This is a genomic window from Citrobacter sp. RHB21-C05, assembly GCF_013889015.1.
Classification (GTDB): domain Bacteria; phylum Pseudomonadota; class Gammaproteobacteria; order Enterobacterales; family Enterobacteriaceae; genus Citrobacter_A; species Citrobacter_A sedlakii.
Genome location: NZ_CP057611.1, coordinates 662,081 through 686,600 on the forward strand (window position 1 = coordinate 662,081; position 24,520 = coordinate 686,600).

Below are 24,520 nucleotides of genomic sequence, written 5' to 3' on the forward strand. Positions count from 1 at the left end.
AATTGACTTAAATCAAACTGAAGGCACTTAATTTGCGTCCTTAAAAAATGTTGCCGTTTACGTCTTGTTTACCTTTCCAGCGCGACAAGCAGCAGTGGTAAGACGTCCGGGGGCAGAATATTGTGAGGCTCACTACAAAAATGATGGGGTAAGCATCGTTTAAGTCCCTCTAAAAATTCCGGTTATTCCGCGCAATGTAAACATTTATTTGGGGAGTAACTTATTGGCGAACAGGAATTTTCCACTGTCGGTCCACATTTTATCCATGCCAATTTACACCAGGCCGACGTAGAATAAAGGTCAGGGTGTAAAGGAATCGTGACGAAATAAAGGTTGCCAGTCTTCCCTTTCATTTGAAATAGCGTTCCATTTTGAGGCGATTTATTAACAATTAAATTACCTGGCTGATGAATTTTTGTGCGTTGACTTGTTTTTCCGCTAACTGCATATTCCTCTCCTGTTAAGACCACCCGCCTTCAGGAGATGACAATGCCTTCTCGCGATTATCCCGATCAACGCAAAGCCAGAGGCACGCGTTCTAAAAATATGGTTCTGTTGAGCGCCCGCGTAGAGTCAACCCTTTGGGACTATGTCCGTGCGCTGGCGCTGGAAACGCGAAAAAGTAAGCAGGATATTATTGCCGAAGCGTTAATGCTTCACCGCACCGTCCACGAAGACGATCTTAAGCACGGCGCGGAAAATTAAGCGCTGGTTTTCAGACGTTGCCTTTGCCGCTCTGCCGTTCCGTGGACTGTATTAGCGCTTTTACAAGGGGCCTGACCCTGGCCGTCGTGATGATAACGATAATGATGTGGGGATGTACCGTCATCATATTTCCTTCGCCGATTATCACCACCCATAAAATAGTCACGGATTTATTCTTTCGGAACTTCTGGAATGGCTTCATCACGTTTCGAAAATAATCCAGGCCCGCTTTTTATGACTCCGGTGATTATTTTGCGCGGCAGCGTAATAAGCGCTTTTGTTGATAAAGCTGGGCGACACTGATTAATGCGGCAATCATTAGCGCCAGCGCGCCGCAGAGCGTTGCGCGGGTAATGGCCTCTGTTCCGCTGGCGAAAAAGGTGGTTAATAGCGGGCCGAGGATCTGCCCAATACCGTAAGTCAGCGTGACAAAGCCCAACAGATTGAGATTCCCGGGCACGCTCAACTGACGGGCGAGGGTCATCACCAGCGAAGTGGTGCCCATAAAGGTCGCGCCAAAACCAATACTGCTGAGCACCAGCAGTGTCGGCGAGCCGCTGGCGAGGGTGAGGAGCACACAGGCACCCTGAATCACCAGGTTTGCCGTCAGGCATTGCAGAACGCCCCAGCGTTTTGCGGCCCATAGCCAGCCGAAGCAGCCCGGCACAATCGAAAGGCCCACCAGCGTCCACAGGTGTACCGTTAAAAGCGGCGACCCCGCGTCTTTAGCCATCAACGGCAGATAGGTGGCAACAATAATGTAGCCGAACCCGGCAAGGCCATAGAGTATCGCCAGTAACCACCAGCGCATTGGCTGATGCTTTGCCTTAGCCAGTGGCGCGGGCGGTATCGCATGAGCGCGGGAAGGCAGCAGCAGCGCGAGCAAAACCACCAGCAGGCCGGAGAAGGCGGCGGCCCCTGTCCACAGGGTCTGCGAGGTGAGCGCCAGTTGAAGCCCGGCGATAACATACTCATTGCCCAGCGCGATGCCCACGCCGACCCCGGAAAACAGCGAGGCCACAACGAACGGATGACGGGTATGTTGCAGGATCAGCGTCGAGCCAAAAATCAGCATTCCGGCGCTGGCGACCCCGGCGAGAAAACGCGCCAGCATCACGCCGACCGGATGTGTCAGCGCCGCCATCGCCAGAATCAATATGCCGGTGGCCACGGCAGAGGTGAACAGCAGCGGGCGTAACCGTCCCGGCAGATGGAACAGACCAAAAGAGAACAGCAGGCTTCCCACCAGATAGCCCGCATAGTTGACGCTGGCGATCCACGACAGTTCGCTAAAACTAAAGCGTCCTTCAGCCAGCAGTACTGGCAGCATAGGCGTATACAAAAAGCGGCCTATGCCCATGCCGAGCGCTAAAACCATCATGCCAAACAGAGCGGTGCTAAAAGAAAAACGATCAGCGAGATGATGCGGTTGTTGGCTCATGCCGTACCCTGTGTGATGATTCGCGTGGTAAGAGTGAGAGTAACAAATTTTTAACAACCGGGTAAGGCATAATGTGAATTTAGTGTGCAGGCTCTGGCGTAAAGCGGTAAAACAGATTCGGTTCGCCGACGATAAAGATCGTGCCCTGGTTGTCCATCGCAATCCCTTCCGCCTGCTGGAGAGTCTTTGCCAGCCCGTGGTGGCCCCCGGTCAACGACAGGGAGCCAATCACGTCGCCGTCCCGCGTCACCTCTTTTAGCGTTCGTGACTCATGAGAAAGGATCAACAAGGTATTATTTTGTGAATTAAACTCTGCGCCGGAAATGTCTTTTACCGCCAGATTGCGCTGCAGCGCGAGATCCCGGCTAATCGAGAGCTCATCGTTACGCAGTAATCCCCGAACCGTGTAAATCTCAATCGGTTTACGCTCCTTAAAGAACCAGAAGGTACGATCGTTTTGTGACCAGGCCAGTCCTTCAAAACCGCGGTTGGTCGGCGTGTCATGCACAGCGAACTGCACTTTTTTGACGATTTTCACCTCTGAGCGCTCATTTACGGTGATCACGTAAATGGTGTAGTTTTTCTCATCGCTCACCACGAAGGTGTCGTCGCCGACGTATTCGATCGTTTCCATATCTTGCACAAAATCGAGCGGGATGGTGCGCAGTAAGTCACCTTCTTTGGTCAGCTCAACAAGAGTGGCGGGTCTGTTCAGGGTGCTGAACAGGGTGTCGCTTTTTTCCGACCAGGTGAGCGAAGAGATGTTGTTTTTAATGCCAACAATTTCTTTGCCATCAATCGTGGCGCGATAGTGCTGTAGAGAAGAGTCCGGACGTTCGGCATCGGCCATCGCCCCGGTAAGGAGCGTGTAGCCCATTGCGGCGATAACCCCAGCAAACACGACAAACCCGGCCACGGGGCGTTTTAACAGCCAGACAATCCTTTTCATAAGCGATCTTTCCCTGAACGACGAACAGACGTCCAGTATTAGACAGAGATCTTAACGACTTCTTAACCGCCAAACGGATCGCTTTGAGACGGCATCGCTAGAGGATCTTTTTCAGATCCATCTCCTCCTGAATCCGTTCATTCCACGCAAGGTGAGTGCGGATCGCCTCTTCAATGCCGGCGTTGTAGAAGGCGGGTCCCAATTTATCGATAATAAAATCGATAAAAAACTCAGCGTCGAACTGCTCCAGGTGGAGATCGAACTGATCGCGGCAGTAGCGCTCCAGCTCGTCGCGCAAGCGCTCGCGCTCCGCTGCGGAAAGAGTGAGATCAGCCATAGTATTTCCTTAAAAGCCCATCAGGGCCGGGGCGTGGGATAACAGATAAAGCACCAGCCCAATGGTACCACCGACCAGGGTGCCGTTGACGCGGATAAACTGCAAATCTTTGCCAATATTCAGTTCTATCTGCCGCGACATATCGCGCGGGTCCCAGCTTTTTACCGTGTCGCTGATGTGGCGGGTCAGAAAGCTGGCGAACTCTGGGGCAACCCGATGCGCAGCCTGTTCCAGATGACCATTAAGCGACGCGCGCAGCGCATCGTCGGCAATCAGCGTTTCGCCAAACCACTGGCCAGCGTTGGCGATCCGCTGTTTGACGCGAGAATCGTCGGCGTTGATATCGTTCTTCAGCCACTGGCGCAGATCCGCCCACAGCTCGCCCAGATAGCGGTTAAAGGCTTCATCTTCCTTCAGGTACTCTTTAATGCTTTCGGCGCGATCCGCCATTTCCGGATCGTTTTTCAGCTTATCGATAAGTTTGAATGTGGCGCGATCGAAAGCATGGCGGATCTGGTGAGCGCGATCCTGGCTGATGTCATCCAGTAGCGAATTCACCGCGTCAGAAACCAGTTCGGCGCTGTGCTCGCCGAGCCATTCGGTCGGCAGAATTTTCGCTTTCAGCGGATGCTCGGTTTCCAGCCAGCGCACGATCTGCTGGGCGATAAACCGGCGTGAGCTGTCGCGTTGCAGCAGGGCGATAAGCTGGGCGATCAGCGTGTCGAGCAGCACCTGGTGACGATCGTTTTTGGTCATGCTTTCCAGCATCAGGGCGCTGGTACCGGAGAGATCCACCTTGTCGATGGCTTTATGTACTGCGCGTTTCAGCAGGCGCTGAATGCGGGCGTCGTCGGTCAGTTCCAGAAAACCGCTCATGATCTGCAATAAATGCAGGCCGACCCGCTGGGCATTGTCCGGCTGGCTAAACCACTTGCCGATTAACAGCGCCGGTTCGTGGCGGCGGATCAACGCCACCAGCGACTGAGTATCGAGGAATTTTTCCTGGACGAACTGGCCGAGATTCTCGCCAATGCGATCTTTATTGCGTGGGATGATCGCCGTATGGCGCGAGATAAACGGCAGCGGCACGCGGCGAAACAGCGCCACGACCGCGAACCAGTCCGCCAGCGCGCCGACCATCGCCGCTTCGGCAATGGCCTTGATTCCGCTAACCCAGAAACCGGGAGGCAGAAAAAGCGTGACCACAAAAGTGCTGGCGGCGATCAGCAGCAACGAGAGCGCCAGCATTTTGGCGCGTTTAAGTTCAGCGATTTTATTCATACGCTTAAGGATAGAGGCAGACAGTGGGATTGTGCAACGCGTACTCAGCCCGGGATCCAGTTGTCCCAGGCCGGAAGAGCGCCGAGTTCCGCCACCAGAAAATCGATAAACGATCGTACCTTTGGGTTACTGTATTTGCTGGGGAAATAAAGTGCGTACAGGGTGTGCGTTTCGCAGGCGATCGTACCGTCGAGCATCAGCGGGGTGATCTCTTCTTTCTGGATATGATCGCCAATCAGGTAGGTGGGCAGATACGCCACGCCCTGATCCTCCAGCACCGATTTCAGCAGCACCAGACTGCTGTTGGCCTGAATCGGCATATGCAGTTTGAGCTGATGCAGCCGATCCTGCTCGTCGGCGATCTTTACGGTTGGCGTCAGGCCGGGGTAAACCAGACAGTCATGATCCACCAGATCGGCGCGCCGCAGCGGCATCCCTTTTTTGGCGAGATAGCCCGGTGAGGCGCACCAGGCCCAGCGGATCGGCACCAGCTTGCGCATCGCATAGTTTTGCGGCGGTGCGGTGGAGATGCGCAGCGCAATATCAAAGTCAGTATCGTTCAGGTTGATAAAATTATCGTTGAGATCGATATACAGATTCACGTCGGGAAACTGGGTGCGGTATTTATCCACCAGATTGACCAGCCGGGAATAACCAAAGGCAATAGAGCAGGTAATGCGTAATTCCCCCTGAGGATTGTGATAATAGCCAGAGGTGGTATTCAACGTTTCATCAAATTCTTTCAGTAATTTATTGGCGCGATTAAATAAATAGTGTCCAGCGTCGGTCAGGGTAATACTGCGGGTGGTGCGCTTAATTAAGGTCGTTCCTAATGTATCTTCCATTGCCGCCAGACTTTTACTTACCGCCGACGGCGAAACGTTAAGCTGCGCCGCCGCTTCAGATAAGCCGCCACAGTCGACAATCCGGACAAAAAACTCTAAATGCTTGAGTGAAATGGGCGCGCTCATTGTTTCCTTTAATTCACAAGTGATTTGCAAAAACGGTACGAATATGCCGTTACATTCCTTTCTGAAACATGCAACTATTGAATCACAGGAAACAACGTGCTGACAAAATGAAAAAATAACAACTTAAGTGAGTCAGGTCACAAAATAATAAGGAGGAAAAATCGGAACCCCATCAAATTGTGAATTTACTCTCATTTATATTCTATTTTAATGAAAGGTGCCTCGTATGTGGTCACGACTCGAACCCTATAAATCGTCAATTATCTTATTACTCGCACTGGTGGCCGGCGGCGTATTCGGTATTTATGCCCCCGCGGTTGCCAGTCAACTTCAGCCAATAGGTCAGATTTTCCTGAACCTGCTGTTTATGATTATTGTTCCGCTGGTTGGCATTAGCGTGATGTCTTCTATTGCCAGCATGACCGACCTGAAGCGTCTGGGGCGCATTATGGCGGTTATTTTTATCGTCTCTATTGCGATGGCGTTTATACCCGCGGCAGGGATCGTCGCTCTGGCGCTGTGGTACAACCCGGCGCAGGGCGTCACTATCGATCTGTCTCAGTCCGTGCAGGCGGGCAGCGGCAAGATGGATTTTGTCAGTATGATCACCACCAATGATTTTATCGGCCTGTTTTCCAAGTCGAATATTCTGGCGTTGATCGTCATGGCGATCGTTGCCGGGATCGCTATCGGTCAGTCGGAGCAGGCCGGTAAGCGCATCGCGTCGCTGCTGGAAGACGCCAATACGGTGATCATGAAGATCGTGTCGATCATTATGAAGGTCGCGCCGGTCGGGCTTGGCTGCTACTTTGCGGCGACGATGGCTAGCCAGGACGCCGACTTGCTGCTGACCTTCGCCCGGGCAATTGGCCTGTTTATGGTCGCCACCCTGGTGTATTACGTCTTTGGCTCAATACTCTATTCGTACATCGGCGGGGGCGTTCCGGCGGTAAAAGCCTTCTGGCGCCACGCCATTGAGCCTTCCGTGACCGCGCTGGGCACCTGTTCCTCGCTGGGCACGTTACCGGTAACCCTGCGCGCGGGCAAGGCGATGGGCATGAATCCGGAAATTGTTGATGTCTCCGTGCCGCTGTTGGTCAACCTGAACAAGGGCGGCGTGGCGATGATTGCGGCGCTGAAGATTGTCTTTATCTATTCAGTACTGGGGATGGAATTTACCACCGAGACCTTCTTTTTGACCATGCTGATTGCCGTGCTGTCGGCGATTATCGTTGGCGGCGTGCCGGGTGGGGCGTTTCTCGGCGAGATCTTTATCGTCACCACGCTGGGACTGCCGATGGAGGCAATTCCGATGCTGGTGGTGCTTGGTACCATTACCGATGCTCCGGCAACGCTGATTAACGTCATTCACGATTTAAACGCGACGCAGATTGTTGAGCGCTTCGCGGGAAAGAAACAGGCCAGTGTCGGGATTAACCCTGACACGGCGACGGTATAAGTTTGCGTACGGATGAAGGATAAAAAAATGAAAGATTCAATGAAGCTTGAAACGCAGTTAATCATCGCCGGACGCGATAAGCGCTATACCCAGGGAGCGGTGAACCCGGTGATCCAGCGGGCCTCCTCGCTGGTGTTTGATACCGTCAAGGACAAAAAATTCGCCACTGCCAATCGCGCCAACGGCGAACTGTTTTACGGGCGTCGCGGCACGTATACTCACTTCGCCTTTCAGAAGGCGATGAGCGAACTGGAGGGCGGCGTCGGCTGCGCGCTCTATCCGTGCGGCGCGGCGGCGGTGACCAATGCGATCCTCGCCTTTGTACAGGGGGGCGATCATCTGTTGATGACCGGCGCGGCGTATGAGCCGACCCAGGATTTCTGCAATAAGATCCTCAGTAAATTCAATGTCGAAACCACCTATTACGATCCTATGATCGGCGCGGGAATTGCCGAACTGATCCGACCGGAAACCAAAGTGGTGTTTCTTGAATCACCCAGTTCGATCACCATGGAAGTTCAGGATGTTCCGGGGATGGTAAAAGCGATCCGCGCGGTGAACCCGGAGATCGTCATTATGATCGACAACACCTGGGCGGCTGGCGTGTTGTTTAAGGCGCTGGACTATGGTGTGGACATTTCGATTCAGGCAGGAACCAAGTACACCATCGGTCATTCAGACGGTATGCTGGGTACGGCGGTGTCCAACGCCCGCTGCTGGGAGCGCCTGCGTGAGAATTCATATCTGATGGGGCAGACGCTGGATGCAGATACCGCTTATAACGGCAGCCGCGGCCTGCGTACGCTGTCGGTCCGCCTGAAGCAGCATCAGGAGAGCAGTATTGAGATTGCCCGCTGGCTGTCGGCGCGACCGGAAGTGGCGCGCGTGAACCATCCGGCGTTGGCGGAATGCCCGGGGCACGAGTACTTTGCGCGTGACTTTAGCGGCAGCTCCGGCCTGTTCTCCTTTGTGCTAAAAAAACGCCTGTCGGACACGCAACTGGCCGCGTTCCTTGATAACTTTTCGCTGTTCCATATGGCCTACTCCTGGGGCGGCTTTGAATCGCTGATTCTGGCGAATCAGCCTGAGGAGCTAAACGGCATCCGTCCGGCAGGGGACGTGGACTTCAGCGGAACGCTGGTGCGGGTGCATATCGGTCTGGAAGACGTGGGCGATTTGATTGCCGATCTCGACGCCGGATTTGCGCGCATCGCGTAAAGTGATTCCCTTGCCGGATGGCGCTGATGTTTAACCCACCTGCGAACCCTGCCGGTTGGTTAAGGGGTCTGCACCGCCATCCGGTTTGCTTTATTTCTCAAGCGCCAGCTCGGTTTCGCCATGCTGGCGCACGCGATGGAGCAAACCTCGTAGCGTGAATACGACCACCACGCCTGCCGCTACCGCCAGCAGGTGAAACGGGATTCGCCCGCCGTTAAACCACAACCAGCGGCCAACCTCGACGGAGACGGCCATCACCAGCAGAATCACCATATTCAGCGACGCCGAGACCGTGCCCTTGGGCAGATTGTTGGTAAACAACGTAAAGCGGAACAGCGTCGGGAAGATCATTCCAATACCAAACGCGTACAGGCTGGTGCCGATCACCGACCACAGCCAGACGTGCGGCCAGAGCAGGTTTCCGGCAATCAACACCGCGAGTCCGCTAAGCTGGATAGGCACCGCGCGCCAGATAAAGCGGGGATCGGTGGGATCGTTAACAAAACGCGCGACGATGGCGTTGGCGACGATCACTGCGCCGAACACCGGCACCTGCGCCCAGGCAAACTGCGAGGTGGTCATGCCGCCAGCGTCGATCAGGATCACCGGCGAAACGGCGACCCAGCTCATCATCGGGATATAGCTGAGCGACAGCGTCGCGGCGCCCGCGAGGAACACACGATTGCGGAACACATCGCGGAAGTCGCGCAGCACGCTGACCGCGCTGAATGGCACCGCGCCGCGCTTGACCGTTTCCGGCATGGTCAGCAACAGGCCAATAAATGCAAGAAAGCCCATCACGCCGATAATACCAAACAGCGCTTTCCAGTGGACAAAGTGCATCAGCGCCGCGCCGGAAAGCGGGCCGATAATAGGCGCCACAAGAACGATAGAGGTGATAATCGCCATCAATTTAATGCCTTTCGTCTGGCCGAAGGCTTCCTGAACCGTGACGTAGCCGACCGTCGCGATAAAGCAAATGCTGGTGCCCTGTACCACGCGCGCGATCAGAAACTGCGTCATGGTGGTGGTGAACAGCGTGGCGGTACAGGCGAGGGCGAAGATCAGCGCGCCGGTAATCAGCACCGGCCTGCGGCCAATGCGATCCGAAAGCGGCCCCAGAAACCATTGCAACACCATGCCGCCGGTCAGATAAAGGCTGACCGCCGCGGGCGCAAGGCTGACGTCGGCGTTAAAATCGCGCACGACGTTGATGATGCCAGGCTGAATCAAATCCGTCGACAGATAAGCGGCAAAGTCATACACGATCAGCGCCATCGGAAAAAACAGCGACGTGGCGTGTCGTGAGAAAAAGTGAGAAATCCGTGACATCGTAAACGCACTCCATGTGGAACAACCCATAGCGGGAACAACGAAATTCAATACCGTCACAGGGACGTCAGGCAGAGAACGGGCGCAAACAGACTGCGGATGGACTGAATTTCATGTAATCAAAAGCGCTGTCCGCGCATAAACACAGACAGGAAAACACCACTGACTCACGTCAGAAAGTGTGTCGATTACAGATGACATTCAGCACATCACACCTCGGGAAAAGTAAGTTGAGTGGAAAATATACACATTAAGTGTAATTAAAATTTGACGGTAATCAAAAGAGTTTTGCGGGTTAATTCGGCGTAGCGACAATCAGCGGCCAGATAAACCGTCCGACAATCCCCACGCCAAAAACGCACAAGATGGCGCCAGCGGCCCGCTCAATCCACAGTAACCCGTGGGTGAAGCGCTGCTGGACGGCTGGCAGAGCGATAACCGTGACGATCAGTATATCCCATGCCAGCACCACGCTGGTCATCCAGATGCCGCTTACCGTTTGCTGCACCAGCGTCACCCCGGGGCCAAGCAACGCTGTCATTAGCGCCAGGTAAAACAGCGCGTTCTTTGGGTTGAGCAAAGAGGAGCCCAGCCCCAACAGCAGCTGTTGGTGAAAACCCGGGTAAGCGTTTTCAGCGCCGGAACCGAACAACGTCTGCGGACGGCTTCGCAGCAGCAGGGTGCCAATCCACAGAAGATACACTGCGCCGAGCAGCTCAATGACGGTAAACAGGAGCGGCAGCTGGCGCAGGATCCCCCAGCCGACAATCGCCAGCAGGATGTACAGGCCATTGCCTGCGGCAATCCCGACACATAGTCCGGCGCTACCCCGCAATGGGTAGCGGACCGCATAGCCGACCAGTAAAAAGAAGTCGGGACCCGGACTCAGCAGCGCCACAAAATGTGCCAACGCCAGCGCGGGGAATGCCGACGGAAAGAGAACAGAGAAGCGTTCCATAGTGACCTCAGACAGTAAACCTGAGATCACCCTACCTTTTGTCCGGCGCTAATTATTGTCTGATATTGATCGCCCCGACGCATACTGTCGCGGCGTGGCGGCGGTATAGCTGACAAAGGTGCGATGAAAATGACTCTGATCGGCGAATCCGCTCTGGTAACTGACGTCGGCAATCGTCTCCCCGGCGCGTAAACGCGCGCGGGCGTAACCGATGCGCGCGATGTTCAGGTAACTGCCCGGCGTCAGGCCGACATCCTGTTTAAAGGTGCGGATCAGCGTCTCTTTACGCATTTGGCACTCATGGGCTAACTCATCCAGCGACGGTGGAGAAAGCAAATCGCTTTGCAGGCGTGTCAGTAAATAGCGACTGCTGGCGCGTGGAGTATCTGTCGTGCCAATGTGCAAGGGGAGCTGGCGCAGCAGACGCTGGGCGGCGCTCGCTACCGCCGCCGTCTGCCGGCGCGCCATGAACGTGACCAGCGTAAGGTAATCGGCAAACAGCGACGGGCTGCGAATGACCGGCGCGGGGGCGACAAGGCGCGCGCTGGCGGTCACGCCAATGAATTGCGCACGGCACCAGTCTGCGTCCAGATAGAGCATATGATAGCTGCGACACTGTCCGTCTACCGGGTTGCAGCTGTGTGGCGCATCCGGCGGGATCACAATCAGATCGCCTGCCTGCAGGCGGTACTCCACACCGTGACTGACGCAACGGGTTTCTCCTTCCAGGATCGCGCCAACCGACAGTTGCGGGTGGTAATGGCGCTTGTAGGCCTGATGGCTGCGTCTGGTACTGCGCAATTCCAGCCACGGCAGTTGTTCGTCACGCCAGAATGATTGTGAAATATTTCGGGTGCGGTTCACGGTCAGCCTCTCCTGTTGATAATGATGAGTTATACCACAGGCCGGACGGCGGAAACGTCGTAATCGCCGACGTTGTGTGGTTTTTGCGTAGCGCATTCCGCGAACATGTTGCTGTTACATCTGGGGGGACTTTTTCTCTGGAGGCGTTTCGCAGAGAAGAAAAGTGGCGCATGAAACGGGGGAGGCGGCACGGTAACGTGGCGGTAAATTTTTTAGGTGACGGACCGCCATGAGCAAAACAAACACATCCACCCCGCATGACGCCGTGTTTAAGACCTTTCTACGCCATCCGGATACCGCCCGTGATTTTCTGGATATTCACCTTCCGGCTTCTCTGCGATCGCTGTGCGATTTGCAGACGCTGAAGCTGGAGCCGACCAGTTTTATTGAAGACAATCTGCGGGCGTATTATTCAGATGTGCTGTGGTCGGTACACACCGATGAAGGCGAGGGGTATATCTATGTAGTTATCGAGCATCAAAGCACGCCTGATGCACATATGGCATTCAGGCTGATGCGCTACGCCATCGCGGCGATGCAACAGCATTTAGACGCCGGACATAAGCGGCTGCCGCTGGTGGTGCCGATGCTGTTTTATCACGGCGCGGAAAGCCCTTATCCCTTTTCTCTGAACTGGCTGGATGACTTTGCCGATCCTGCGCTGGCGCGTGAACTGTATAGCGCCGCGTTCCCTCTGGTGGATATCACAGTGATCCCGGACGATGAAATTATGCAGCATCGGCGGATGGCGTTACTGGAGTTGGTCCAAAAGCATATTCGCAGACGCGATCTGTTGGGGCTGGTAGAACAACTGGCATCGCTACTCGTTACCGGTTGCGCTAATGACAGACAGTTGAAAGCGCTGTTTAATTATTTACAAAGACAGCACGGTTATACGCCACGGTTCAGCGTCTTTCTGGAAGAGATGGCGCAGCGGGTGCCTCAACACAAGGAGCGATTAATGACGGTTGCAGAAAGATTTCGTAATGCGATTCTCAGAAAAGGGATCCGCCAGGGCATGGAGCAGGGCAAACAGGAAGGGCTGGCCGAAGGCCAGCGCGCAGCAGCCCGGCGTATTGCCGCAATGATGCTCGCGGAGGGGATTGAACCTCCAACGGTGCAGCGTCTGACCGGGCTCTCTGCGGAAGAGATACAAAACGTGGCGCATTGAGGGGCGCCCGACTGGCAACGCGTAGCGGGTGGCAGAAGCTAGTCCATCGCCACCTTAATCGCCTCGCCAAGCTTTTGCATCACTTCCCGGTGTTTCTCGTCCGGTGGTAGCGCGCAATTGATGCGCACGCAGTTGCGGTATTTACCTGATGCCGAAAACAGGGAGCCGGGCGCAACCTGGATTCTCAGTCGACAGAGTTGTTTCGCCACGCAGACCATATCGACCTGTTCTGGTAATTCAACCCACAGTAAAAAACCGCCTTTCGGCCGCGTGATGCAGATGCCGCCGGGAAAATATTCCCGTGCCCAGCAGGTGTAGACTTCCATGTTGCGTTGGTAAATCTGGCGCATTCGCCGGAGGTGACGGTGATAGTGACCCTCCCGGACAAACGCGGCCGCCGCCAGTTGGGTGACCGGGACGTTGGAGCCGATAACGGCGTACTTCATATGCAGCAGCTTGTCATGGTAACGGCCAGGCGCCACCCAACCGACGCGCAGGCCCGGCGCGACCGATTTGGTAAACGAGCTGCACAGAATCACCCGTCCGTCGATATCCCAGGCGTGAATGGTTTTCGGGCGAGGGTACTCCGAGGCCAGTTCGCCGTAAACATCGTCTTCGAAAATAACGATATCGTGACGCTGGGCGAGCGCCAGTACCGCTTTCTTACGCGCATCCGGCATGATAAACCCAAGCGGATTATTGCAATTTGGCACCAGTATGACCCCTTTGACCGGCCATTGTTCCAGCGCCAGTTCCAGCGCTTCGATACTGATCCCCGTATCCGGATCGGTAGGAATTTCAATTACTTTGATGCCTAAACCGCGCAGAAGCTGCATGGTGCCGTAGTATGCGGGCGATTCCACGGCGACAATATCCCCCGGCTGACACACCGCCAGCAGCGCCAGCGACATGCTGCTCTGGCTGCCGCTGGTTATGATAATATCTTCGGCGGTGACCACGGAACCGCCGTCGAGCATCAGCCGCGCGATTTGCTGACGCAGTTCGCGACAGCCGGATAGCTCATCATAGCCCAGCACCGCGCTCAGATTGTGCTGCGCGACGCGGCTTAACTCGCGCCAGAGCGGCTTTAGGCTTGGCTGGCTGATGTCCGGGATGCCGCTACTAAAGGGAATGATGGACGCGTCGTGATGCCCTTCCAGCATATCCTGCACCTGATCCCACTGGGTGATCTCCACCGGACGCTGTACCGGTCGTGACATCGGAGGGACCGGCGGCTGCGCTTTGCGCGGCGCGACAAAATAGCCCGACCGCGGCTGTGGCGTAATGAGCTGCTGCGATTCCAGGCGCTGATACGCCTGTTGCACAGTGCTGATACTCACGCCATGTTGCTGGCTCAGGCTGCGCACTGACGGCAATTTTTCTCCATGACGATATAAACCTTGCTCAATACGTTCAGCCAGCAGATTGGCCAGATGTTGATAACGCGTCATGCTGTATCCCTTATAAATGCCATACAGATTTCAAAACCAGTACAGACAGGTGCATTTTTTGCAGTTCAGACGTATTTTTAGCCAATCTGTATGTTAAAGAAAAGTGTTTTTTGAATCTGTATTGAATAATCGCACCCCGCCAGAATAAAGCCTCAGGTTAATGCGGAGGTGGAGAATGGAATTTTACGAGAACAGGGCAAAACGGCCATTTGCGGGATTTATGCTGATCTGGCGGGCGTATAAAGCGTGGCGCTTACGGGTTTACTCGCGACGCATTTTGCAACAGATGAATGATGAACGGCTCAAAGATATTGGCTTACGGCGGGATGAACTCTAAAAGCCCGTAAAATCAATAAGGGCGACGCGCACAGCGTCGTTCTAAATACATTCATGATATTTATCAATTCATGCGAATACCCGGCCTGTTTCTTGATACTTATCCTGATAAGTATTATTTTCCCCTCAGCTAAGAGGGGAAGTGCTATGACCGAAGACGAACTGTTTGCCCGCCGTCCGATGGGCATGCGCATGGCGATGGTGGTGCGTCAGTGGCGCGCCATTATTGATACCGCCATCACCGACACCGGCCTGACGCAGTCAAGCTGGACGGTATTGATGCAATTGCATCAACTGGGCGATAACGTCTCGGTAAGCGAGCTGGCTGAAATGCAGGGTATTGAACTGCCGCCGCTCATGCGCACGCTCGCGCAACTGGAAAAACGGGGTTATCTGATACGTTCCATATCGCCCTGGGACAAGCGTATTCGCCTGCTCACCCTGACGGACAACGGTCGCGCGGTACTGCGTGAACTCAACAGGGTGATCGAGACGTATCAGCAGCGCGTGACCTGTACAATCCCGGAAGCGGAACTTGCCCTTTTCAGCGCCACACTTAATCAAATCGCCTGCAATCTGCGGACAATCCGCGAAGAAGATAATCAACGCTAAAAATGATGACGCCAGAACAAAAATTTGCCCGTTGGGTAAGGGTGAGTATTGCCGCTTTCCTGGTGATATTCGCCTGGTTTATTGTTGCCGATATCTGGATCCCACTGACGCCGGACGCCACCGTAATGCGCGTGGTCACGCCGGTTTCTTCCCGGGTATCCGGTTACGTCTCCCACGTTTACGTACACAACAACAGCCAGGTGAAAAAAGGCGATCTGCTGTATGAGCTCGACCCGACACCGTTTATTAATAAAGTTGAGGCTGCGCAGATCGCTCTGGAACAGGCGAAACTGAGCAATCAGCAACTGGATGCGCAGATCGCCGCTGCGCGCGCCAGCCTGCGCACCGCGCAATACACCGCCCACAACGACAGACTTACGCTTAATCGCTACCAGAAGCTGAGCGCGATGCAGAACGTCTCTCAGGCGGATCTCGACAAAGTCCGCACCGCCTGGCAAACCAGCGAACAGTCGGTATCGGCATTGACAGCCAATATTCAGAACCTGCTGATCCAGCGTGGCGAACGCGACGACAGTCGTAACGTCACGCTTCAAAAATACCGTAACGCGCTTGACGAGGCGAAGCTGAACCTGGACTGGACGAAGGTCAGAGCCGAGACCGACGGTACGGTGAGTAATCTGCAGCTAAACCCCGGCCTGTATGCCACTGCCGCCACACCGCTGCTGGCGCTGGTCAGCAATCAGACCGATATCGTGGCCGACTTTCGCGAGAAGAGCCTGCGCCATACTCAGACCAGCACCGATGCCGCCGTGGTCTTTGACGCACTGCCGGGCAACGTGTTTCCCGCTCACGTCACCAGCAGCGATGCCGGGATCCTGGCGGGGCAGGAGGATGTGAATGGCCAACTGTCGCAGCCGGAGCAGTCCACACGCTGGGTACGTGATGCCCAGCGGATGCGCATCCATGTGGCGCTGGACAAGCCGCTGGAAAAACCGTTACCGACCGGGGCGCGCGCCACAGTGCAACTGTATAACAGTGAAGGGCCGTTTGCCCGCACCTTCGCCGGGGCGCAGATCCACCTCGTAAGCTGGCTGCACTATGTTTATTAGCTCTCTGGCCTCGATAAATACGCTGGCACAGGTGTTTACGCCGCACGGGAAGATTGTTTACACGGCCAACGATTTTCGCCAGACCGTACGCATCGCCGTCGCCGGAACGGTTGCCCTCAGTGTTTCCACATTTTACAACGTTCAGTACGGCGTGTTTTTTGTGGTCTATCCGCTGATGCTGATGTCGCTGGTGCCGGTGTTTAACCGTCACGTGGCGACGCAGTTTGTATTCAGCGCAGCGGTGAACTGCGTCGAAATGGTACTGATTGTCGGTTATCTTTCGCAATGGCCGCTTATTATGACGCTGGTGGTATTGGCTCTGTACGTGATGCGCTTTCGCTTTATGAGCAAGGGGCCACTGTTTCTGCTTGGCTCAATGGGGGTGGTTTGCCAGAGTACAATGCTTAACTTTATGAGCTATCCCACCACAAACTGGCATACGCTGATGTTTTCCAATATGGAAGCCTGTGTGATGGCCGTGGCGCTGAGCGCGCTGCTGCACTATCTGATTCCCGATGTGGAACCGCGACAGCCGCCGCCGCGTATTGACAAAGACGCTGCCCGGGTTCGTCATGAGTCGCTGCTTTCCGGCAGCGTGGCGACGATGATCTTTGTGGTTTTCCAGATTTGCGATCTCAGTGACTCCCTGTCGGCGCTGATGGCGGGCATTTTGATTCTCTTTCCCATGCACTATCGTGGCGCGGTGATCAGTTCTATCTGGCGCGTGGTGGGCGTCGTGTTGGCCTGCCTGTACATTCTGGTGGTGCAGCTGATTATTTATGACTTCAGCAACCACATGCTGCTCATGATGCCGTTAATTGGGCTCGGCCTGGCCTTCAGCGCTCGCCTGCATGTGATGGAAAAGGTCGGCGCGGGAGTGGGCTTCGCCAGCATCACTACCATCGGCATTATGTTCGGTCAGAACCTGCACCCGGACAGCGACCTGGTGTTCAGCGATCTGTACCGCATCACCTCGGTCACCGTGGCGCTGATAGTAACGCTGACGATGGTGTTTTTGGTACACCGGGTACTGAACTGCTTTGCGGCAACGCGGTTTGTGGTGGAGTGATTCGGGCTTACATGGGAAGGCGCCGGATGATAGCGTAAACGCTTTCTCCGGCCTGTCGGGCCAGACCCGACAGGCATCGCCATCGGGCAGGGAGGTATTACTTCTTCAGCCCCGCAAATGCGTCTCTGATTTCGTCTTCCGGCAACTGAATACCAATAAACACAAGCTGGCTGTGGGGTGTTTCGTCGCCCCACGGGCGATCCCAGTCGGCGCTGTACAGACGCTGTACGCCCTGGAACAGCAGGCGGTTGGGTTCGCCTTTAATCCATAACATCCCTTTGTAGCGCAGCAGTTTGTCGGCGGTTTCCAGCAGCAGGTTTTCCATCACGCGCGAAACGTCGCCAATATCTACCGGGTAATCCAGTTCCACCACAATGGAAGAAATATCATTCTGCTTATCGGCAATAAAATGGAAGCGTGGTGTCGCGCTGACCACGTTCTCTTCCAGCATAAAGCCGTTAGTATCGAACAGGAGAGAGAGGTCAATATCGCCATGCGTCACGGTATATACCGGGGCGCGGGCGTTGATGCGCGCCAGCCGCTCGCGCAGTTTTTCACTCCCGCCCGCCACGTCGGTTTTGGTCAGCAGGATACGATCGGCGTAACCGACCTGGGACTGGGCGATGGTGAACTGATTCATCTGCTCGTCGGCGTGAACCGCATCGACCAGCGCAATTACGCCGTCCAGCAGATAACGCTGGCAAATGACCTCATGGGAGAAAAAGGTCTGAATGATCGGACCGGGGTCGGCCATGCCGGTGCACTCAATCACCAGCCGGTCAAAGCTGATGTTGCCTTTATCAAGATTATCAAGCAGGTCCAACAGCGCATCCTCCAGCTCATTGGAGCGGGTGCAGCAAATACAGCCGTTAGTCAGGGTTTTTATCTGCGTGGCGCGATCGCCAATGAGTTGGTCATCAACGGAGACTTCGCCGAACTCGTTTTCGATAACAGCGATTTTATAGCCGTGCTGTTCGTTGAGGATATGGCGCAGCAGGGTGGTTTTACCCGCGCCAAGAAATCCGGTGAGTAGGGTGACTGCAATCGGGGTCATTCACTTCTCCTTCTAACAGCAGCGCATGCCGCCTTTACCGTCGCCGCCGTAGCGTGCTTGCTGGCGCTCGCGGAAGAACTCTTCGTAGCTCATGTACGGCTGATCGGGATGATTGGTCTGCATATGCTCGACGTAATTGTCGTAGTCTGGAATGCCAATCAACATCTTCGCCGCCTGGCCGAGGTACTTTTTTGCCTGCCCTAAGTTACCAAACATTGTCTTATACCTGTAATGAATTAAGCCGGATGGCGGCTAACGCCTTATCCGGCCTACTTTACTGCGGCGCTCATCATACGTAGACCGGGTAAGCGCAGCGCCACCCGGTCTCGGTTTTTAATGATGTGAAGATGTCTTCACGCCGCCTTCCGGAACCGGAACGTACGGGGTTTCTTTATCGGTACGTTTGTCCACGTTGCGCACTTTCAGCCAGGTTTTAAAACCGTAGAAAATAATGCTGTACACCACCACCAGGAACAGAATGCTCAGGCCTGCGTTGGTGTAGTTGTTCACAACAATGTGGTTCATGTTGGCGATCTGCTGAGCGGTCAGCTCGCCACCGTTGGCAATCTTCTCTTTGTACTGGTTAGCCATGTAGAAGAAGCCTTCCATCTGCGGGTTGTCACTGAACAGTTTCAGACCCAGCGCCCAGGTGGTGCAGATCAGCAGCCAGACCGCAGGGATCACGGTGACCCAGATGTATTTGGTGCGTTGCATTTTGATCAGCACCACGGTGCCGAGAACCAGCGCCACGGCAGCCAGCATCTGGTTAGAGATACCGAACAGCGGCCACAGGCTCTTCACGCCGCCCAGCGGATCGACCACACCCTGGTACAGCAGGTAGCCCCACAGACCCACACAGCCCGCGGTGCCGATAATGCCGGCGACCAGAGAGTCAGTTTTCTTCAGGAACGGCACGAAGTTACCCAGCAGATCCTGCAGCATGAAGCGGCCAGAACGGGTACCGGCGTCCAGCGCGGTCAGGATGAACAGCGCTTCAAACAGAATACCGAAGTGGTACCAGAAGCCCATATCCGCCATAGGCAGCACCTTGTGGAAGACATGCGCGATACCTACCGCCAGCGTCGGTGCGCCGCCAGCACGGTTCAGCACGGACGGTTCACCGATGTCTTTCGCAGTTTGCAGGATCTGCTCTGGCGAAATCACGAAGCCCCAGGAGCTGACGGTGGCCGCCGCGTGTGCGGTGACGTCTTTCAGTTGCGCCATAATCAGCGGCGCGTTTTCGCCACCCATTTCATGCAGGTTCGGCATGGTGATGCCCAGGCCCGCAGGCGGGGTGTTCATCGCAAAATAGAGACCCGGTTCGATGATGGATGCCGCAACCAGCGCCATGATCGCTACGAAGGATTCCATCAGCATTGCGCCATAACCAATGAAACGCGCGTCGGTTTCACAGGCCAGCAGTTTCGGTGTGGTACCGGACGAGATCAGCGCGTGGAAGCCAGAAACCGCGCCGCAGGCAATGGTAATGAACAGGAACGGGAACAGCGCGCCTTTCCACAGCGGGCCGGTGCCGTCGATGTACTGAGTCATCGCAGGCATTTTCAGTTCCGGATTCAGGATAACGATACCCAGCGCCAGACCGACGATAACGCCGATCTTCAGGAAGGTCGCCAGATAGTCGCGCGGCGCGAGGATCAGCCAGACCGGCAGCAGTGCGGAAACAAACGCGTAGCCGATCAGCGCGAAGGTAATGGTGGTGTCTTTAAAGGTCAGCGCCGGGCCCCAGTACGGGTCGTGCGCGATCACGCCGCCGAAATAGATCGAGGCGACCAGCAGAACGATACCAATCACGGAGACTTCACCCACGCGACCGGGGCGAATAAAGCGCATGTAAATGCCCATAAACAGCGCGATCGGCACCGTTGAGCAGACGGTGAAGACACCCCACGGGCTTTCCGCCAGCGCTTTGACCACGATCAGCGCCAGGACGGCGAGGATGATGATCATGATTAAGAAGCAACCAAAGAGGGCGATGGTCCCCGGCACGGTGCCCATCTCTTCTTTAATCATCTCGCCAAGCGACGCGCCGTTACGGCGTGAAGAAATAAACAGTACCATGAAGTCCTGCACCGCCCCGGCCAGCACCACGCCCGCCAGCAGCCACAGCGTACCCGGCAGGTAGCCCATCTGCGCCGCCAGAACCGGCCCAACCAGTGGACCCGCGCCAGCGATAGCGGCAAAGTGGTGACCAAACAGCACGTAGCGGTTGGTCGGAACATAGTTCAGGCCATCGTTATTGATGACCGCAGGCGTTGAACGTGTAGGGTCAAGCTTCATCACCTTTTGGGCGATGTACAGGCTGTAGTAGCGGTAAGCCACCAGATATACCGACACGGAAGCGACCACGATCCACAGGGCGCTGACGTGTTCACCCCGACGTAAGGCCACTACCGAGAGGCAGAAGGCCCCGATGATCCCGAGGATCACCCAGGGTATGTGCTTGAATATCTTTTTAGTATCCATAGTAAAACCTGGTTTTCTAAGATGAATAATTGGCCGAAGCCGTTGGGTTTGCGTTGCGTTTGAGGAGAAAAAATGACGACTAAGGTGGAGCGATCTTGCCAGAGGTACGCGCGCGTAAAGTAAGGTAAATGGGTAAGCGGTCAAATGTTGAGTTAAGCGGTCAGAAGTGTCAGTAAGCGGTAAAGAAGACCGTTAAGGGATTGATTTTATGTGACTGAGATCACAATGAAAAATACTGTGGCCTCGGGCAATAAGGGTCTACGCTTATTGCCGACACCCTTATAAGGAGAAGAACATGGAAAACGTCACCCTCGCACTCTCTGAGGCCTATGCGCTGTCACGCGAAGTGTTATGTAAAAACGGCTTTAGCGCTGAACATGCAGATGCTATCGCGCGTAACGTCACGGCGGGTGAACGCGACGGATGCGCGTCACATGGCCTGTGGCGGCTGCTGGGGATTGTCGACACCCTGCGTAAGGGAAAAGTCTCTGCGGATGCGCGTCCGGTCATTACCGATCAGGCCCCCGCGATTGTCAAAGCCGACGCGGGTGGCGCGTTTTCGCTGGTGGCCTATGAACAGGCGCTGCCGCTGCTGATTTGCAAAGCCAAAACCTGCGGCATTGCGGCGCTGGCCATTAATCGCTGTGTGCATTTCTCAGCGCTGTTCGCCGATATCGAACCGCTCACCGACGCCGGGCTGGTCGGCTACGCCTGTACGCCAAGCCATGCCTGGGTCGCGCCGGCTGGCGGTACGCGTCCGTTGTTTGGTACGAACCCCATCGCCTTTGGCTGGCCGCGAAAAGACAAGCCGCCGTATATTTTCGATATGGCGACCAGCGCGGCGGCGCGCGGTGAAATTCAGCTTCATCTGCGAGCCGGAAAGCCCATACCCGAAGGCTGGGGAATCGACAGTGAAGGGCAACCGTCTACCGATCCGCAGGCGGTGCTGGATGGCGCGATGCTGACGTTTGGCGGGCATAAAGGCTCCGCCTTCGCCGCGATGGTGGAGCTGCTGGCCGGGCCGCTGATTGGCGATATGACCAGCGCAGAGTCGCTGGCCTGGGACGATGGCGCAGGCGGTTTGCCGTACGGCGGCGAGCTGATCCTGGCGCTTGATCCTGAACGGTTTCTGGGTGCGGAAGCCCATGTACATCTGGATCGTGCTGAAACGCTGTTTGCCTCAATGCAGGCGCAGGGGGCGCGGCTGCCGGGCGAGCGCCGTTTCATCTCGCGGCAAACATGCCAGGATGCAGGCGTGACGATCCCACGCTCGCTGTATGAGGAGATTTCAGCACTGCTGTAACGTACGCGGGCAGCCGCCCGCTGCCCGTTTGCAGAGTGGGTTATCACCGTTATTGCCAGTTAATTAAGCAAATTTCCTGTGATACCGCCCGCGGTTCCATAAAGTTTTCTCATTCCAGGCCGAAAACCAGAGTATCTGTCTAGCGGAAAGAGAAAACATGTTAAAACGTATCAAGATTGTGACCAGCTTATTGCTGGTCCTGGCGCTGTTTGGCCTTTTACAACTCACCTCAGGCGGTCTGTTCTTTAACGCATTGAAGAATGACAAAGAGAATTTCACCGTTTTACAAACCATTCGCCAGCAACAGTCCACGCTAAACGGTAGCTGGGTGGCGCTGTTGCAGACCCGCAATACCCTGAACCGCGCGGGTATCCGTTACATGATGGATCAGAACAACATCGGTAGCGGCGCGACCGTGGCGGATCTGATGCAGATAGCCACGGCGTCGCTGAAACAGGCGGAAAAAAACTGGGCCGATTACGAAGCGTTGCCGCGTGACCCGCGCCAAAGCGAAGCGGCTTCGGCTGAGATCAAACGCAATTACGATATTTACCACAACGCGCTGGCTGAACTTATACAACTGCTCGGCGCGGGTAATATCAACGCGTTTTTCGATCAGCCAACCCAGGGATATCAGGACGCTTTTGAGAAGCAGTATGTGAGCTATCTTGAGCAGAACGACCGACTTTATGACCAGGCGGTCAAGGACAACAACAACTCTTACAATCAGGCGATGTGGGTGCTTGGCTGCGTGCTGCTCGCGGTGCTGGTAGTGATTTTTGCCGTCTGGTTTGGCATTAAGCTGTCGCTGATAGCGCCGATGAACCGGCTGATTGAAAGCATTCGTCATATCGCCAGCGGCGATCTGGTGAAGCGTATTGATGTGGAAGGCTCTAACGAAATGGGCCAACTGGCGGAGAGCCTGCGCCATATGCAGGGCGAGCTGGTGCGTACCGTGGGTGATGTGCGTAACGGCGCGAACGCGATTTACAGCGGCGCCAGTGAAATCGCCATGGGCAACAACGATCTCTCCTCCCGCACCGAACAACAGGCGGCGTCTCTGGAAGAGACCGCGGCGAGCATGGAAGAACTGACCGCTACCGTGAAGCAGAACGCCGAAAACGCCCGTCAGGCCAGCCATCTGGCGCTTAGCGCCTCCGAGACGGCGCAAAAAGGCGGTAAAGTGGTGGACAACGTGGTGCAGACCATGCGCGATATCGCTTCCAGTTCGCAAAAAATCGCCGACATTATTAGCGTGATCGATGGTATTGCCTTCCAGACCAACATCCTGGCGCTTAACGCGGCGGTTGAAGCGGCGCGTGCAGGCGAGCAGGGCCGCGGATTCGCTGTGGTCGCCGGTGAAGTGCGTAATCTGGCGCAACGTAGCGCCCAGGCGGCGCGTGAGATCAAGAGCCTGATCGAAGACTCGGTGAGCCGTGTTGACGTTGGCTCGACGCTGGTGGAAAGCGCGGGCGAAACGATGGATGAGATCGTGAACGCGGTCACGCGCGTAACCGACATTATGGGCGAAATCGCCTCCGCGTCTGACGAACAAAGCCGTGGGATTGATCAGGTCGGCCTGGCCGTGGCGGAGATGGATCGCGTCACGCAGCAGAACGCCTCGCTGGTGGAAGAGTCCGCAGCGGCGGCTGCAGCGCTGGAAGAGCAGGCCAGCCGCCTGACTCAGGCTGTCGCCGTGTTCCGCATCCAACAGGAGCAGCAGCGCGCGCGCGAAACCGCCAGCGTGAAACCGGTGTCGGCGCCCGTTCAGCCGCGCAAGGCCGTTGTGGCGGATACCGGCGAGAACTGGGAAACGTTTTAAGCGGTAAAGCCGGTGGCGAAGGAACGCCGCCGGTTGGCGCTGCGCTTAACCAGCCTACCGGGTAAGCGTCGGCCTGGGAAAGCGTAGCCGCCCTCGGACGTTTACCTCAGACGCAGGCGCATGGCGCAGCGGGAACCACGGGCGATACCCCGCGCCGTTTCTGCTTCTCGCTTCTGACGCAATGCGGCTGGCAGCGAGTCCTCGTCGAGCATCTCAAAGCCCAGCCGGGCATACAGCGGCGCGTTCCACGCCACGTCACGAAACGTGGTCAACGTCATCGCGGTATAGCCCTGTTCATCAGCCCATTGTCTGACAACGTTGAGCAACTGACGACCAATTCCTTTCCCCTGCCAGTCGAGATGCAGCGAAAACTCTGCGATATACAACGAAGACTCCTGTGCTTCTGCGAGCAGGAAGCCAACGGCATGCCTGTCGGTCTCTGCCAGCCAGCTCATTCCGGCTAAGACATATTCCCGATGCTGCTCCACGGTCGTAATGGTGTCGTCAGCGATCCAGGCAAGCTCAGGAACGGCTAAAAAGCGCCGTCCTGCCGAGCGCTCAATGGCGGGCAGGTCGGCGGTATCAGCAAGTGTGGTGGGGCGGCAGTGTATTTTCATCCGCTCAGTATATTGC

General features: G+C 55.7%; 23 protein-coding genes. 10 read left to right on the forward strand and 13 right to left on the reverse strand.

Features of this window, described 5'->3' with window-relative positions:
• Positions 1-489: 489 nt before the first annotated feature.
• The gene (locus tag HVX72_RS03125; RefSeq protein ID WP_042292358.1) at positions 490-705 is read left to right on the forward strand and encodes a hypothetical protein; all 216 of its coding nucleotides are present in this window, start codon (positions 490-492) and stop codon (positions 703-705) included.
• A 247-nt stretch (positions 706-952) separates the two neighbouring features.
• Here the strand turns inward: HVX72_RS03125 and HVX72_RS03130 are convergent, their stop codons facing one another.
• The 5 genes from HVX72_RS03130 to HVX72_RS03150 all read right to left on the reverse strand — a co-directional run bounded on the left by HVX72_RS03130 (position 953) and on the right by HVX72_RS03150 (position 5,684).
• Positions 953-2,146 (reverse strand): MFS transporter, encoded by a 1,194-nt coding sequence (locus HVX72_RS03130; protein ID WP_042292351.1) that lies wholly within the window; start codon positions 2,144-2,146, stop codon positions 953-955.
• Positions 2,147-2,225: 79 nt separating this feature from the next.
• A complete protein-coding gene (locus HVX72_RS03135; RefSeq protein ID WP_233459280.1) occupies positions 2,226-3,023 on the reverse strand; it encodes a YjiK family protein in 798 nt (265 codons plus the stop codon).
• 169 nt (positions 3,024-3,192) lie between these two features.
• Complete coding sequence (locus tag HVX72_RS03140) at positions 3,193-3,432, reverse strand: DUF2164 domain-containing protein (protein ID WP_042292346.1); 240 nt, start codon at positions 3,430-3,432, stop codon at positions 3,193-3,195.
• A 9-nt stretch (positions 3,433-3,441) separates the two neighbouring features.
• Entirely contained in the window at positions 3,442-4,713 is a 1,272-nt protein-coding gene (locus tag HVX72_RS03145) for a DUF445 domain-containing protein (protein WP_181822520.1), read from the reverse strand.
• Between the two features lie 44 nt (positions 4,714-4,757).
• Entirely contained in the window at positions 4,758-5,684 is a 927-nt protein-coding gene (locus HVX72_RS03150; RefSeq protein WP_181822521.1) for a LysR family transcriptional regulator, read from the reverse strand.
• A 226-nt stretch (positions 5,685-5,910) separates the two neighbouring features.
• On the opposite strand from HVX72_RS03150, the gene HVX72_RS03155 reads away from it, so the two are divergent.
• Together HVX72_RS03155 and metC are read left to right on the forward strand one after the other, a co-directional pair.
• The gene (locus tag HVX72_RS03155) at positions 5,911-7,143 is read left to right on the forward strand and encodes a dicarboxylate/amino acid:cation symporter (protein ID WP_181822522.1); all 1,233 of its coding nucleotides are present in this window, start codon (positions 5,911-5,913) and stop codon (positions 7,141-7,143) included.
• 27 nt (positions 7,144-7,170) lie between these two features.
• Positions 7,171-8,361 carry a cystathionine beta-lyase gene (gene metC, locus HVX72_RS03160; protein ID WP_181822523.1) on the forward strand — a complete coding sequence of 397 codons (1,191 nt, stop codon included), beginning with the start codon at positions 7,171-7,173 and terminating at the stop codon, positions 8,359-8,361.
• Positions 8,362-8,451: 90 nt separating this feature from the next.
• Here the strand turns inward: metC and mdtM are convergent, their stop codons facing one another.
• The 3 genes from mdtM to HVX72_RS03175 form a co-directional block, all read right to left on the reverse strand.
• The gene (gene mdtM / locus HVX72_RS03165; protein WP_181823234.1) at positions 8,452-9,684 is read right to left on the reverse strand and encodes a multidrug efflux MFS transporter MdtM; all 1,233 of its coding nucleotides are present in this window, start codon (positions 9,682-9,684) and stop codon (positions 8,452-8,454) included.
• Positions 9,685-9,988: 304 nt separating this feature from the next.
• Positions 9,989-10,651 carry a LysE family transporter gene (locus tag HVX72_RS03170; protein WP_181822524.1) on the reverse strand — a complete coding sequence of 221 codons (663 nt, stop codon included), beginning with the start codon at positions 10,649-10,651 and terminating at the stop codon, positions 9,989-9,991.
• Between the two features lie 48 nt (positions 10,652-10,699).
• A complete protein-coding gene (locus HVX72_RS03175; protein ID WP_181822525.1) occupies positions 10,700-11,515 on the reverse strand; it encodes an AraC family transcriptional regulator in 816 nt (271 codons plus the stop codon).
• A 229-nt stretch (positions 11,516-11,744) separates the two neighbouring features.
• On the opposite strand from HVX72_RS03175, the gene HVX72_RS03180 reads away from it, so the two are divergent.
• Entirely contained in the window at positions 11,745-12,686 is a 942-nt protein-coding gene (locus tag HVX72_RS03180) for an Rpn family recombination-promoting nuclease/putative transposase (RefSeq protein ID WP_181822526.1), read from the forward strand.
• A gap of 38 nt (positions 12,687-12,724) precedes the next feature.
• Here the strand turns inward: HVX72_RS03180 and HVX72_RS03185 are convergent, their stop codons facing one another.
• Positions 12,725-14,137 carry a PLP-dependent aminotransferase family protein gene (locus HVX72_RS03185; protein ID WP_181822527.1) on the reverse strand — a complete coding sequence of 471 codons (1,413 nt, stop codon included), beginning with the start codon at positions 14,135-14,137 and terminating at the stop codon, positions 12,725-12,727.
• A 175-nt stretch (positions 14,138-14,312) separates the two neighbouring features.
• On the opposite strand from HVX72_RS03185, the gene HVX72_RS03190 reads away from it, so the two are divergent.
• From HVX72_RS03190 to HVX72_RS03205, 4 genes are all read left to right on the forward strand, one after another.
• On the forward strand, positions 14,313-14,474 hold the full coding sequence (locus tag HVX72_RS03190; protein WP_181822528.1) for a DUF1127 domain-containing protein: 162 nt from the start codon (positions 14,313-14,315) through the stop codon (positions 14,472-14,474).
• Positions 14,475-14,620: 146 nt separating this feature from the next.
• Positions 14,621-15,085, forward strand: coding sequence for a MarR family transcriptional regulator (locus HVX72_RS03195; RefSeq protein WP_042292325.1), 465 nt, complete (start codon positions 14,621-14,623; stop codon positions 15,083-15,085).
• Positions 15,086-15,087: 2 nt separating this feature from the next.
• Entirely contained in the window at positions 15,088-16,155 is a 1,068-nt protein-coding gene (locus tag HVX72_RS03200; protein WP_181822529.1) for an HlyD family secretion protein, read from the forward strand.
• A complete protein-coding gene (locus HVX72_RS03205) occupies positions 16,145-17,224 on the forward strand; it encodes a DUF2955 domain-containing protein (protein ID WP_181822530.1) in 1,080 nt (359 codons plus the stop codon). The genes HVX72_RS03200 and HVX72_RS03205 overlap by 11 nt, the downstream gene beginning before the upstream one ends.
• 97 nt (positions 17,225-17,321) lie before the next feature.
• Here HVX72_RS03205 and yjiA read toward each other — a convergent pair whose 3' ends face one another.
• The 3 genes from yjiA to btsT form a co-directional block, all read right to left on the reverse strand.
• Positions 17,322-18,278 (reverse strand): GTPase, encoded by a 957-nt coding sequence (yjiA, locus tag HVX72_RS03210; protein WP_181822531.1) that lies wholly within the window; start codon positions 18,276-18,278, stop codon positions 17,322-17,324.
• A 12-nt stretch (positions 18,279-18,290) separates the two neighbouring features.
• Positions 18,291-18,494 (reverse strand): YbdD/YjiX family protein, encoded by a 204-nt coding sequence (locus tag HVX72_RS03215; RefSeq protein ID WP_042292305.1) that lies wholly within the window; start codon positions 18,492-18,494, stop codon positions 18,291-18,293.
• 117 nt (positions 18,495-18,611) lie between these two features.
• Positions 18,612-20,762 (reverse strand): pyruvate/proton symporter BtsT, encoded by a 2,151-nt coding sequence (btsT, locus tag HVX72_RS03220; RefSeq protein ID WP_042292303.1) that lies wholly within the window; start codon positions 20,760-20,762, stop codon positions 18,612-18,614.
• 295 nt (positions 20,763-21,057) lie between these two features.
• On the opposite strand from btsT, the gene HVX72_RS03225 reads away from it, so the two are divergent.
• Together HVX72_RS03225 and tsr are read left to right on the forward strand one after the other, a co-directional pair.
• Positions 21,058-22,065 (forward strand): Ldh family oxidoreductase, encoded by a 1,008-nt coding sequence (locus tag HVX72_RS03225; RefSeq protein WP_042292302.1) that lies wholly within the window; start codon positions 21,058-21,060, stop codon positions 22,063-22,065.
• A gap of 157 nt (positions 22,066-22,222) precedes the next feature.
• Complete coding sequence (gene tsr / locus HVX72_RS03230; RefSeq protein WP_042292301.1) at positions 22,223-23,887, forward strand: methyl-accepting chemotaxis protein; 1,665 nt, start codon at positions 22,223-22,225, stop codon at positions 23,885-23,887.
• Positions 23,888-23,988: 101 nt separating this feature from the next.
• Here the strand turns inward: tsr and HVX72_RS03235 are convergent, their stop codons facing one another.
• Entirely contained in the window at positions 23,989-24,504 is a 516-nt protein-coding gene (locus tag HVX72_RS03235; protein ID WP_181822532.1) for a GNAT family N-acetyltransferase, read from the reverse strand.
• Between the last annotated feature and the right edge of the window lie 16 nt (positions 24,505-24,520).